The organism is Hyphomicrobiales bacterium (assembly GCA_002869065.1).
Lineage (GTDB): Bacteria > Pseudomonadota > Alphaproteobacteria > Rhizobiales > Rhodobiaceae > Rhodobium.
In genome coordinates, this window is the sequence record PKTR01000007.1 from 254,265 (window position 1) to 267,239 (window position 12,975).

The 12,975-nt window shown below is 64.6% G+C and carries 12 protein-coding genes; 1 reads left to right on the forward strand and 11 read right to left on the reverse strand.

The window, feature by feature from the left end; all coding sequences use genetic code 11:
• Positions 1-2: 2 nt before the first annotated feature.
• The 9 genes from C0606_18020 to C0606_18060 form a co-directional block, all read right to left on the reverse strand.
• Entirely contained in the window at positions 3-611 is a 609-nt protein-coding gene (locus C0606_18020; protein ID PLX35978.1) for a TRAP transporter permease DctQ, read from the reverse strand.
• A gap of 268 nt (positions 612-879) precedes the next feature.
• A complete protein-coding gene (locus C0606_18025) occupies positions 880-1,869 on the reverse strand; it encodes a C4-dicarboxylate ABC transporter (protein PLX35979.1) in 990 nt (329 codons plus the stop codon).
• Between the two features lie 306 nt (positions 1,870-2,175).
• Positions 2,176-3,540 carry a Fis family transcriptional regulator gene (locus tag C0606_18030; protein PLX35980.1) on the reverse strand — a complete coding sequence of 455 codons (1,365 nt, stop codon included), beginning with the start codon at positions 3,538-3,540 and terminating at the stop codon, positions 2,176-2,178.
• Positions 3,541-3,557: 17 nt separating this feature from the next.
• Positions 3,558-5,414, reverse strand: a complete 1,857-nt coding sequence (locus tag C0606_18035) for a sensor histidine kinase (protein ID PLX35981.1) — start codon at positions 5,412-5,414, stop codon at positions 3,558-3,560.
• A 40-nt stretch (positions 5,415-5,454) separates the two neighbouring features.
• Positions 5,455-6,540, reverse strand: coding sequence for a molybdenum ABC transporter ATP-binding protein (gene modC / locus C0606_18040; GenBank protein ID PLX35982.1), 1,086 nt, complete (start codon positions 6,538-6,540; stop codon positions 5,455-5,457).
• Positions 6,537-7,235, reverse strand: a complete 699-nt coding sequence (locus C0606_18045) for a molybdate ABC transporter permease subunit (GenBank protein PLX35983.1) — start codon at positions 7,233-7,235, stop codon at positions 6,537-6,539. Before C0606_18045 ends, modC begins: the two co-directional genes overlap by 4 nt.
• 3 nt (positions 7,236-7,238) lie before the next feature.
• Entirely contained in the window at positions 7,239-8,021 is a 783-nt protein-coding gene (gene modA, locus C0606_18050) for a molybdate ABC transporter substrate-binding protein (GenBank protein PLX35984.1), read from the reverse strand.
• A 195-nt stretch (positions 8,022-8,216) separates the two neighbouring features.
• Positions 8,217-8,936 carry a DUF533 domain-containing protein gene (locus C0606_18055; GenBank protein PLX35985.1) on the reverse strand — a complete coding sequence of 240 codons (720 nt, stop codon included), beginning with the start codon at positions 8,934-8,936 and terminating at the stop codon, positions 8,217-8,219.
• Positions 8,937-9,047: 111 nt separating this feature from the next.
• On the reverse strand, positions 9,048-9,548 hold the full coding sequence (locus tag C0606_18060) for an AsnC family transcriptional regulator (GenBank protein PLX36026.1): 501 nt from the start codon (positions 9,546-9,548) through the stop codon (positions 9,048-9,050).
• A 210-nt stretch (positions 9,549-9,758) separates the two neighbouring features.
• Here C0606_18060 and hppD point away from each other — a divergent pair, with 210 nt between their 5' ends.
• Positions 9,759-10,874: a 4-hydroxyphenylpyruvate dioxygenase gene (gene hppD, locus C0606_18065; protein PLX35986.1), complete on the forward strand. Its 1,116-nt coding sequence runs from the start codon at positions 9,759-9,761 to the stop codon at positions 10,872-10,874.
• 421 nt (positions 10,875-11,295) lie between these two features.
• Here the strand turns inward: hppD and C0606_18070 are convergent, their stop codons facing one another.
• Both C0606_18070 and C0606_18075 read right to left on the reverse strand, forming a co-directional pair.
• Positions 11,296-12,294 carry a hypothetical protein gene (locus C0606_18070; protein ID PLX35987.1) on the reverse strand — a complete coding sequence of 333 codons (999 nt, stop codon included), beginning with the start codon at positions 12,292-12,294 and terminating at the stop codon, positions 11,296-11,298.
• A complete protein-coding gene (locus C0606_18075; protein PLX35988.1) occupies positions 12,291-12,971 on the reverse strand; it encodes an ABC transporter ATP-binding protein in 681 nt (226 codons plus the stop codon). Before C0606_18075 ends, C0606_18070 begins: the two co-directional genes overlap by 4 nt.
• Between the last annotated feature and the right edge of the window lie 4 nt (positions 12,972-12,975).

The window sequence follows — 12,975 nt, forward strand, 5'->3', positions numbered from 1 at the left end:
GCCTACTTCTCCCCTTTGTTCGCTTGTGCAGCCTCGGCGACCATGTCCTCGGCCTCATGGCTGGCGATCACCATCGTCTGCTTGCCGATGAGAATGTTGAAGGCGGCCTGCAGAAAGCGGAGCAGCAACAGCAGCATGCCGAACGGCAGGATGAAATACGGTACGTAGCGTGGCAGCCGCTCGTAGGTCGCTTCGCCATTCTCGACCAGACCGAACAGGCTTTGCAGCCAGATCGGGAACGGCAGATCCTGCGTTTCGAGAAACGACGCCTTGTAGGCGAACTTCGACCAGTAGTCCCAGCCGGCCTTCAGCATGATCGCCGCATAGGCGATGCAGGCGGCGACCGCCAGCAGGCCGAGGATGCGCCGCGTCGACGGCGAGAAGGTGTTGACCAGCGCGTCGACGCCGAGATGCGAGACGATCTTCACGCCGTAGGAGGCACCGAAAATCACCAGCCAGGCGAAGATGAAGGTGGTCAGCTCCAGAGCCCACAGGAGGTTGGAGTTGAAAACATAGCGCGCGACGACATTGGAAAATGTCGTCAATGTCATCAGGCCGAGCAGAACCGCGATCACGGTCTCCTCGATATCGTTGATTATGCGTGCGAACATCGCCCCGCCCTTCCTGTTCGGCCGCCACGCTTCTGCGCCCGGTCAGCCGGCATCTCCCCGCAGCGGAAGGACAGCCGCAAGGGCACGAGTTCCGCCGTCTTGTTGTGTTGAGCCCCTCCCCGCGGCGCCCGGCGCCTGCAGGGTTCGTCTTCGGTTCGGCCATTCCGCCCGGCACCCGGGCGATCGGCGGCAGCACACCGCCGGCCACTGCGAAGACAGGGCAAGGGGGCGAACCCCCTTGCCGTTCTCGCTGGTCCTGCTCGCAGGATCAGTTGCTGGCGATAGCCGCGTTGAGAAGATCGGTGCCGATGTCGGCTTCGAACTTCTTCCAGACCGGCTCCATGGCCTTCTTCCAGGCAGCGCGCTGCTCGGCGGTCAGCTCACGCACGACACCGCCGGCGTCGATGATCTTCTGGCGGTTTTCCAGATTGATCTTGCGCGACAGGCCGTTCCGCTCGGCGGAAACTTCGTCGAAAACCACCTTCAGCTCGGTGCGCACGTCATCCGGCAGGCCGGCCCACCATTCGGCGGAGGTCACGACCAGATAGTCGAGGATGCCGTGATCGGACTCGGTGATGCCGTCCTGAACCTCGAAGAACTTCTTGGTGTAGATGTTCGACCAGGTGTTTTCCTGGCCGTCGACGACGCCGGTCTGCAGCGCGCCGTAGACTTCCGAGAAGGCGAGCTTCTGCGGGTTGGCGCCGAGCGCCTCGAACTGCGCCTGCAGCACGTCGGAGGTCTGGATGCGGAACTTCAGGCCCGCAGCGTCTTCCGGCATCAAGAGCGGCTTGTTGGCCGAGATCTGCTTCAGGCCGTTATGCCAGTAGCCAAGGCCGAGAAGGCCCTTCTTCTCCATCGACTTCAGCAGCATCTGGCCGGCGTCGGAGCCCTGGAAGTTGTTCACCGCATCGATGTTGTCGAACAGGAACGGCAGATCGAAGATGCGGAACTTCTTGGTGTATTTCTCGAACTTGGACAGCGACGGCGCGGCCATCTGCACGTCGCCGAGCAGCATCGCCTCGAGCACCTTGTCGTCGTTGAACAGCTGCGAGTTCGGATAGACCTCCATGCAGGCCTTGCCGTTCATGCGCTCGTTGACGCGTTCGGCGAGCAGCGCGGCGGCTTCACCCTTCGGGTGGCCCTGCGCGGCGGTGACGTGGCTGAACTTGATGACGATCTCGCCGTCGTCGCAATTGGCCGCGGCCGGCGCAACGGAGAAGGCCAACGCCGCGGTCGCGGCGAGGAAAAGACGTTTCATGAAGGTGTCCTCCCAGACATATCTATGGACGGCGGCTCTTGCCGACCGCTGACACCTTATAGGCAAGCGACATGCCAGTATTGCGCCGCACACAAGCTCCGCCGCCGCGACATGAGCACTCGCCACGGCGCAGCCGAAAAAACGCTTCGCTTTCATGACAGAAACAAATCACACCCGCGCGGCAGCGAACGGCGTCAGGCAACGCTTTTTCGTTCGCAATGCAGCAAAAACCGGAGCGATGAAACCTTTTGGTAACATTTGCCCGGCCGCGATGTGTCGAATCCGACACATCGCAATCAGGCCGCGCTATTCCTCGTCGCCGAGGAAATCGGCCTTGTCGAGCTCGTAACGCTTCATCTTCTCGTAGAGCGCCTTGCGCGACAGACCGAGGCTTTCATAGGTCGCCTTAAGGCTGCCGCCCTGACGCCGGATCTCGGCTGCGAGCAGGGCTCGTTCGAAAGCCGCCACCCGTTCCGACAGGGTCCCGGTACCGGTATCGACCACGGCCGCCTCGCCGCTGCCTGACGCACCGAAACCCGGATCGAGCCCGAGCACGAACCGGTCGGCGGCGTTGCGCAGTTCGCGCACATTGCCCGGCCAGTCGTGATGCATCAGCGCGCTCATCAGTTCCGGTGTCAGGTCGGGGATCTCGCGGCGATAGCGCGACCGCGCCTCGCGGGCCAGGTGATTGAACAGGATTGGCAGATCTTCCTTGCGCGCCCGCAAGGGCGGCACGGTCAGCGTCACCACGTTGAGCCGGTAGTAAAGGTCCTGGCGGAACTTGCCTTCCGCGCTCGCCGCTTCGAGATCGACCTTGGTCGCGGCAAGGAAGCGGATGTCGAGCGGGATCGGCTTGTTGGAGCCGAGCCGCTCGATCGAGCGCTGCTCGATGACGCGCAGCAGCTTCACCTGCAGGTCGAGCGGCATCGACTCAATTTCATCGAGGAATACCGTGCCGCCATTGGCATGCTCGAGCTTGCCGATGCGCTGCTTGACCGCCCCGGTGAAAGCGCCAGCTTCATGCCCGAACAGTTCCGACTCGATGATATCGACCGGCAACGCACCGCAATTGATGGCAACGAACGGTCCCTTGCGGCGCGGGCTTTCCTCATGCAGCGCGCGGGCGACCACTTCCTTGCCGGCGCCCGTCTCGCCGAAGATCAGCACGTCCACATCGGCCTCGGCGAGTGCTTCGACCTCACCGCGCAGCCGCTGCACGACCGGCGTCTGGCCAACGATGCGCAGTTCGAGCCCGACGCCGCCTTCGAGTGCTTCCCGCAGCGCCCGGTTTTCAAGCACCAGCCGGCGCTTTTCGAGCGCGCGCGCCACTGTTTCAGCAAGCCGGCTGACCGGGAACGGCTTTTCCATGAAGTCGTAGGCGCCAGCCCGCATCGCCTCGACCGCCAGCGGCACGTCGCCATGGCCGGTGATCAGGATCACCGGCAGCGCCGCGTCGATATCGAGCACGGTCTTCATCAGCTGCAACCCGTCGACCTTCGGCATGCGGATATCGGTGACGAGCACGCCGTTGAAGTCGCGACCGATATGGTCGAGCGCCCCCTCAGGCCCCGGCAGGGCATGCACCCGATGGCCGGCAAGCTCCAGCCCCTGCGCCAGCGCATCGCGCAGCGCTTCTTCGTCGTCGATCAGCAAGACAGTGCTGTGAGCCATGGCCGTCCCGTGATCTCCTATTCGGCCGCGTCGCGCAGATCGGCGGCAAGCGGCAGGCGGACGGTGAAACGCGCGCCGCCCTCATCGGCATTTTCGGCCAGAAGGGCGCCGCCGAAATCGTGCACGATCTTGTACGCGATGGAGAGCCCGAGGCCCAAGCCCTCGCCGACATCCTTGGTGGTGAAAAACGGATCGAAGATCTGGTCGATCTTGTCTTCGGCAATCCCCGGCCCGGTGTCGGACACGACGATCACGCCTTCGTCGCCTTCGGCACCGACGGTGACGCGCACCGTGGCACCAGCACTGCCGCGCGCCGCATCGACGCCATTGGCGATCAAATTCATCAGCACCTGTTCGAGCCGCACCTGCCCCGCCTGGACGACCACATCGGCAACCTCGTGATGCACATCGAGCGCGACCTCGCTTCGCTTCAGCTTTGGCGCCAGCAGCATCAGCGCCTCGTCGAGCACGGCCGAAACCTTCACCGGCTTCGTCGTGTTGCCGGGCTTGCGCGCAAAAGTCTTCAGGTGCTTCGACAGACCGGCCAGCCGATCGACCAGACTGGCGATGCGCCCGAGATTGTCGCGCACCTCAGCGGTGCGTTCGAGGTCGAGCAGCAGCCCGGCATTGTCGGCATAGGAACGGATCGCGGCGAGCGGCTGGTTGAATTCGTGACTGAGCGCGGCCGACATCTGCCCGAGCGCGGCGAGCTTCGCGGCCTGCACCAGTTCGGCCTGGGCCTGGCGCAGCTTCACCTCGGTCGCCTCGCGCTCGCCAATCTCGGCGGCAAGACGTTCGTTCGCCGCGCGCAGGTCGCGCGTGCGGTCACGAACGCGGCGTTCAAGCCGAAGCGCGTTCGCCTTGTCGAGCCGCATCTGGCGCACGAAGCGCCGCCGCCGCTCCATCAGCATCCACACGATGGCGACGAGAACGATGCCGACGAGAAGAACGACGAGAAAGGCATTGGCCGCCTCGATGGTCGCCAGCGCGGTGTCGGCGTAGACATGCAGCGTCCAGCCGTAGAGCGGCAGGAACGCCGACGCCTCGAGATAGCGTTTGACGCTGCCGTCATCCTCGCGCAGCCGGACGAGCGTGAACCCGTCGGGACTTTCCGCGGGCATCGGCGCGGCAGCGGCCGCCGGATCGCTTGTCGCCGTCTCCATCGACACGACGGGCGCCGCAACCCTGTTGGCCGAGCCCTCATTCTCGATGTCGCCGAGACCCTGCCCACGCCAGCGCGCCCGGTTGGTCAGCACGATGCGGCCACCCGCATCGGTCACCACCACCGGATCCTTCGACAGCACCCAGGCCTGCTCGACCGCTTCGAGCGAGACCTGAACCACCACGACGCCGACGACCGTCGTGCCATCGCGCACCGGCGCGGCAAACAGATACGAGCCGTGTCGCGCCGAGGGCCGTTTAAGGAAGGCGCGCCCGAGCCGGCCTTCCAGCGCGGCAAGGAAGAACGGCGCGCGGTGAATGTCGGCAAACCCGCCCGCACCGGTGCGCGCACCGCTGCCGGCAAGCGTCTCGCCCTGCGGCGTCAGGAAGCGCACGTCCTCCGCGCCGGTCATGCCGGCGACCGTGTCGACGATGCGTGCGGCCCGCAGCGGATCATTGCCGTCGAAGCCGTCGACCACGTCCGGATGGCGCGCGATCAGCGGCGGCAGGATGCGGTATTTGTCGAGAAAGCCTTCAAGGCTCGCAACGTGGAAATCGCGTGTCGCACCCTGGCGCGCATCGATCTCGCGCAGCACGCCGCGCTCCACGTAAAGCGCAACACCCCACGCCGCAGCGGCTACCGCGATCAGCATCGCGGCAACAATCAGCGGCACCGGCAGGTGCCGCGCACGGGATGAGGAACGCCTACTCATGGCGGCAATCTAGATCATATTCCGGCAAAGCGTGAGCGGTTCATTCGCTACCGACGAGGCGACGCTCGAAGGCCATGCTCTTGACCATCGCGAAAACCGGCTTGCCCGGCTTGAGGTCGAGTTCGGCCATGGAGCGGCGTGTGAGCCGCGCGCGCAGCCGCTGCCCGCTGACCGATAGCACCAGTTCGGCAAGCGGCGTATCGTCTTCGGCGACCTCGATCACCTCGCCAGGCAGAATGTTCTGAAAGCTCGTGCCGGTTGGCGCGGCAAGCGATATGGCGACGTCGCGGGCGCGCACCCGAAGCCGCATCCGCGTACCCACCGGCATGTCGATCTGCGGCAAACGCATCAACGCCTCGCCAACCGCGATCTCTGTCAGCTGCCATTCGGTGTCGTGGCGCGCGACGACGCCTTCGAGAACGGAACTCGCCTCGTGCCGGCCGGTCGCCGGGCCAAGGTCGATGCGGGTCAGAACTTCGGCGAGCGGACCGACCGCGGCAACCTTGCCGCCGGACACAATGACCAGCGTCTCGGCAAGCCGTGCCACCTCGTCGATGGCATGGCTGACATAAACGATCGGGATCGACGTCTCGCGCCGCAGCCGCTCCAGATAGGGCAGGATTTCGGCCTTGCGTGGTTCATCGAGCGAGGCGAGCGGCTCATCCATCAGCAGGATTTCCGGCGCCGACAGGAGGGCACGACCGATGGCGACGCGCTGCTTTTCACCGCCCGACAGGGTCTGCGGCCGCCGCTGCAAAAGCTTCTGTAGCCCGAGCAGCCCAACCACTTCATCGAAGGAGCGCCCGTCGCCCCGCCGCCCCGCCCAGCGACCATAGGTGAGGTTGCGCGCGACACTCATATGCGGGAAGAGCCGGGCTTCCTGGAACACCATACCGACCCGGCGATGGCGGGCCGCGATATCGATGCCATGCGCGGAATCGAACAGCACCCGGTCGCCGACGACGATGCGTCCGCTCACTGGCCGCACCAGTCCGGCGATCATGCCGACGATGGTGGATTTGCCGCTGCCCGAGCGACCGAACAGCGCGGTCACACCCGAGCCGCTCGAGAACGACGCGTCGAGCGCGAAGGAACCGACCTGACCCTGGACCGCGACTTCGATCATTGTTCCCCCCGGATCCGTTCGGCAAGCCGGTGGGCGATGAACTCCGACAGGATCACCGCGCCAAGCGCGACGACCATGGCGATCAATGTGAGGCGGAGCGCCATCGCATCCGCGCCCGGCGTCTGCAACAGCGTGTAGATCATCAGCGACAGGGTCGTCGTCTCACCGGGAATGTTGGAGACGAAGGTGATCGTCGCGCCGAACTCGCCAAGCGCCTTGGCAAAGCCGAGCACGGCGGCAGCAAAGATGCCCGGCAGCGCAAGCGGCAGCGAGACGGTGAGGAACACGACAACGCGGTCGGCGCCAAGTGTCTCGGCCGCCTTTTCGAGCTTTTCATCGACCGCCTCGAAGGCAAGCTGGATCGGCCGCACCACGACGGGGAAGGTCATGATCGCAGCCGCCAGCGCCGCCCCCGTCCAGCGAAAGGCAAAGACCAGCCCGAATGTCTGTTCGAGAAACTGGCCGACCGGCCCCTTGCGCCCGAACAACAGCAACAGAGCGTAGCCGGTCACGACCGGCGGCATCACCAGCGGCATATAGACAAGGCCGCGCAGGACAGCGCGCCCCGGGAACCGCCAGCGCGTCAGCGCATAGGCGATGAAGATGGCGAGCGGCAGGGTAAAACAGAGCGCCACCGCCGACACCTTGAGCGACAGGAGAAGCGCGTCTTGTTCTGCCGCATCGAGCCCCAGCACCGCTCAGAATCCCTTGGCAACACTGGCAAAGCCAGCCTTTGCGAACAACGCCTGAGCCTCATCGCCGGCAAGAAAGGCAACGAACCGGTCGGCGGCCGGATTGCCGCCGAGCGCGGCCGCCGGATAGACGATCGGCGTATGGCTGGCATCGGCAAAGGCCGCAACGATCTTCACGCCCGGTTCGGCAGCGGCATCGGAGCGATAGACGATACCGAGCGGCGCCTCGCCCCGTCCGACGAGCGCCAGCGCGACCCGCGCATTGGCAGCCGGCACCAGCCGGCCCGAAACCGCATCCCACAGACCGAGGCGCGAGAGTGCCTCCTTGGCATAGCGCCCGACCGGCACATGGCTTGGATCGCCGACCGCAAGCCGCCCCTCGCCGAGCCGGGCCGCAAGCGCATCCGCCGTCAGCAACAGCGTGCCGCCGCTATCCTCGGCCGGCGCGACCATGACAAGCGTGTTGCCGGCGACCACGAGGGTGCGCGCCTTGTCGACCGCGCCGCTTTCCTGCAGCACGTCCATCCAGGCGAGATCGGCCGAGACGAACACATCGACCGGCGCGCCGGCCTCGATATGGCGTGCCGCCTTCGATGTCGCCGAGAACGAGAACTCGACCGCGACCCCGGTCTCTTCGGTGAAACGCTCGCCAATCGCCGTCAGCGCGTTGGTCATGCTGGATGCGGCGAAGACCAAGAGCTTTTCGCCGGCCAGCGCGGGACGCGCCGACGCCACCAGCAGCAAGGTTAGGGAAAACGACAAGAAACGAAGGCCGAACCGGCGCCACATGATGAGTATCCTCGCGCGGCGCAAACCGCCGCAGAAAAATGCCGGGCGACCTTACCCCACGCGCACGGCGGCGAAAACTCCCGCCGCCCGCGACGCTTCGACGGCAGCGGCAAAAAGAAACGCCGCCCCGAATTGTCGGAGCGGCGCCAATTCCTGTCCTTGACCGCCGACAAGGGTGCTCGGCGGTCGCCGGGATCAATGAACCGCGGCGGTGCGGACTGCCTCGTCGACCTCGCGTACGAAGCCGCCGGTCAGCCGCAGCTTGTCGGCGAGCGTTTCGAGATAGGCCTTTTCCGCCGGATGGTCGGGATCGACCGCGAGCCGCGAGACCGCATAGATCTGCATGGCCGAATGATCGTCTCTGGCGAGCCCGGCGATCCGGTCGATATCGAGCGGCGCGCGCAATTCGTCCATCAGGAACGCCTTCGCCTCGGAATCGAGATCGAGCTCGTCCATCTTGTTGAAGATGCGGATCTGTTCGTCCGCGTCGATATGGCCGTCGGCCTTGGCGGCGGCGATCATCGCGGTGACGAGCGCAACGCCGAGCGCATTGGCCTCTTCAGGCGATTGCGGCGTGAAGCCGTCGCCGCCGGGACCGCCAGTGTCAGGCGCGCCGGTTTCCGCTTCGCCATCGGCCGGAGCAGCGCCGCCGGCGCCGCCCTGCCAGTTCTGATAGGCCTTGTAGGCAAGACCGCCGAGCAGCGCGAGCCCGCCAAGGGTCGCCGCATTGCCGGCCACCGAGCGGCCGGTCTTGGTACCAAGCAACAGCGCCGCAAGCCCGCCCGCCGCTGCACCCGTCGCAAGCGGATTTTCGCGCGCATAGGTCTTCGCCTTGTCGACATTTTCGCCGACGGTGCTGCCGCCCGGCAGGTTCGTGCCGAGCAATTGGTCGAGAAGGGATTTCGCATCAAACATCGGCAGATCCTCCACGGTACGCCGCATCACCCCGCACCGAGGTAGGTACTAAAAGAGCCCACCACAAGGTTTTGCGGCTGCATGCGGGCTACATCGCCACCCGTCTCGCCCTTACAAATGACCCGCTGGCCCGCCCTCCGAAAGAAGGTCGTCGAGCGGCAGGCGGTGATCGTCCTTGACCGTCTCGAGAACGACGCTGGTGCGCAGGTGTTGCACCGACTCGTGCGGCAGGAGCACCGTGTTGATGATCTTCGCCAGCGTGCCGAGATCGGGCACGATCAGCTTGATCAGGTAGTCGCGATCGCCGGTCAGCGAATAGGCCTCCTGAACCGCCCGCATCTCCTTGACCAGGTCGCGGAACCGCTTGGCCGTATCGCGGCTGTGGGTGGCGAGCGTGACGTCGACGAAGGCGAGCAGGGAATAGCCGAGCTTTTCCGCCGAAAGCTCCGCGCGGTAACGCCGGATCAGCCCCTCGCTTTCAAGCCGCACCCGCCGCCGCGAGCATTGCGAGGCCGACAGGCCGACCTTTTCGGCAAGCTCCTGATTGGTCAGCCGGCCATCTTCCTCCAGCGCGGCAAGCAGCCGGACGTCGAAGCCGTCGATATCGATCATCTTGCGCATGGCAAACCTCTCCAGCCGGAATTCCGTGCGAACACGGCCGGAGAATGTGCGCCTTTGCACGCACATTGCAAGTTTCATGCGCGAAAATACTCAAATCAGACCGCTCCGCGCCGATCCCGTGCGTGGATGAGGTCATTTCACCCCCGCCGGAGCGGACGGCCCGGCGGACCAAAACCGGCAATATCGAGGAGGTACGACACTATGGGTCCATTCCCGCACAACGCCCCGCCGACCGTAGTCAGCGACAGCAACCCGATGGGCACCGACGGCTTCGAGTTCATCGAATACGCCCACCCCGAACCGGCAAAACTCGCCGACCTGTTCGCCCGTCTCGGCTTCGCGCAGGTCGCCCGCCATCGCTCCAAAAACGTGACGCTGTGGCGCCAGGGCGACATCAACTACGTGCTCAATGCCGAACCGGATTCGTTTGCGGCCCGCTTTGCCGAACAGCACGGACCGTGCATCTGCGCCATGGGCTTTCGCGTCGTCGACGCCGCCCACGCCATGAAACGCGCCGTCTCACTCGGCGCCACCGCGCGTTCCGGCCCGGTCGGCCCGATGGAGCTCGCAATTCCCGCGATCGAGGGCATCGGCGGATCGTTGCTCTATTTCGTCGACCGCTACGGTGACAAGGGCTCGATCTGGGACGTCGATTTCGTCTGGACGGGCGAACAGAACCCCGCCCCCGCCGGCGCCGGTTTCACCTATATCGACCACCTCACCCACAATGTTCACCGCGGCAACATGGATGTCTGGGCCGGTTGGTACGAGAAGCTGTTCAATTTCCGCGAGCTGCGCTTCTTCGACATCGAGGGCAAGCTGACCGGCCTCAAGTCGCGCGCGATGACGAGCCCCTGCGGCAAGATCCGCATCCCGATCAACGAGTCGACCGACGACAAGAGCCAGATCGAGGAGTACCTCAGCGAGTATCGCGGCGAAGGCATCCAGCACGTCGCGCTCGGTACCGGCGACATCTACGCCGCCACCGAACAACTCGCCGCTTCCGGCATCGCCTTCATGCCGCCGCCGCCCGCCACCTACTACGACGCCGTCGAGGCACGCCTGCCCGGCCACGGCGAACCGCTCGACGGACTGAAGCAACACGGCATCCTGATCGACGGTACCGGCGCGACCGCCGACGGACCGGCGCATTTGCTGCTGCAGATATTCTCGGCGACGCTAATTGGACCGATCTTTTTCGAGTTCATCCAGCGCAAGGGCGACGACGGTTTCGGCGAGGGCAACTTCCGTGCCTTGTTCGAATCGATCGAGGAAGACCAGATCCGCCGCGGCGTGCTGGCACCGGACGCGGCCTAAGGAGGTCCAAGCCCACCACAGATTGGCCTGCAAATTCGCCGAATCGCGTCAAACGCGTGCTTTAAACGTCGGAGATCAGACGCGGGAGTGTGGATTTTCCGGCATGACCGGTTTTAACAAAAGCCAATCAGGCAATTGTTTTTACAGCGAAAATGCAGGGTTATTGGAGTTGGATAAAAAACACGCACGAGTCGCAGCCGCGCATTAACGCCCTGTAAAGGTGAGGGGCGCCTAATGGCGGCATAAAAACAGTCTGACTACCTTCTTGTGCGGCGCCCTCACATCCCCCCGGCGCCGCATTTTTTTTCGCGCAGCACCGATGCTTCGGCAATCCGAACGTCCGAAAAGACCATAATCCGCGCGCAGGAAAAATAGCCACTCCTGAAAAATCAGGGGTTCCGACCATTTCCACCAACCCGAGTCAGCCGAACAGGATCAGCCCCGAGTTGAAGATGGCCCAGGCCGACACGGCGCCAAAGGCGGCAAACAGGATCAGCGACCAGACGACGAAGCGGCGCATCATGCCCGGCAATATCGCGGCCAGGCTCGCCACCTTGCGGAACGGGCTGAGAATTCCGCTCGCCAGCGCCAGTGCCGTTCCGCCGAACAACGGGATGTAGAGCGCGTAGCCGAAATAATTGTATTCGGCCTTCAACAGGCAGAACGGGCAATGGTGATGAGGATGCTCGTAGACATAGAGCGAGATCGCCGACACCACAGCCGTCAGGCCGAGCATGAACAACGCCGCTCCGGAAAGCGCAAACAGAGTCGCACCACGGCCGGTTTTCAGGAACAGCGCGGCAAGCGCGAAGGTGACCACATAGCCGGCACCGAGCAGCCACAGCGACTGAGCGGCATCCATCCCCGCCATCTGGGCGGCGATGCCATCGACCTTCGGCGTGAACACCTTCGAGCAGCACGAGGTGATGACGTCGCCCTGCAGATTGTAGAAATAAAGGAACTGCACCACGGCGGCCGCCACGACGAGCGGCGCGATTCCGACCAGCAGCCCGTATTTGAAGCGGATCAGCGGGTAGTCCTTGCCCTGGCTATCGGCGAAATTGACCATGAGCCAGACGACGGCGGCAAAGAACACGCCGATCTTCAGATAGAGCGCCGGGAAGCCGTAGGGGTCGACATTGAGCGTGCCGACCGCGCACATCGCGCCGACGAACATCACCGCCATCCGGTCGGCGTTGAACACGAACAGGAACAGCGACACCAGCTCGACCGCCATAACGAAGGTGATCAGCGTCGAGACGAGATAGGTCTTGCGTTCCAGCTCGAGCTGTTTCTGGCTGCCGCTCGTAATGTCCCAGCTGCGCACGACGCGCACGCCGAACAGCGACGCCCACACCACCATCGCCGTGGTCAGCACGGAAGCGAGGATCAGCGCCAGGATCGGCGGATGAAAGATCATGCGAAGTCTCCCGCGATGCGCCCGTCTTTCATCGCCACCACCTCGTCGACGATGTCGGCCTCCCAGATGCGCGGATCGTGACTGGTCATCAGCACCGTCTTGCCGCGCTGGCGCAGATCCTTGACGATGTCGAGGAAGCGCAACGCCAGCTCGGTGTCGAGATTGGCGGTCGGCTCGTCGGCGATGATGATCTGCGGATCGTTGATCAGCGCGCGCGCGATCGCCGCCCGCTGCGCTTCGCCGCCCGACAGCAGCTCCACCGGCACGTCGGCCTTGTCGGCAAGGTCGAGATCGGCAAGTTGCCCGCGTGCCCGCTCGATGAGTTCATCGCGCGCCGGCGCCAGCGGATAGGCCGGCAGCATGACGTTGTCGAGCGTGGTCAGCCCGCGCACCAGATTGAAGCGCTGGAACACGAAGCCGAAGGTGGTGCGGCGGATCTCGGTGAGAAACTTCTCCGGCAGGTTGGAGATGAGCTCGCCATTCAGCGACACACGTCCGCTGGTCGGCCGCGCCAGGCAGCCGATGAGCGTCATCAGCGTCGTCTTGCCCGAGCCGCTCGGCCCCTTGAACACGGTGACGGCGTCATCGCGCACGGTCAGTGTGATGTTGTCGAGCGCGGTCAACGCGTTCGGGCGGCCTTCGTTGTAGATCTTGCTGACGTCGTTGAGAATAATCATCGCG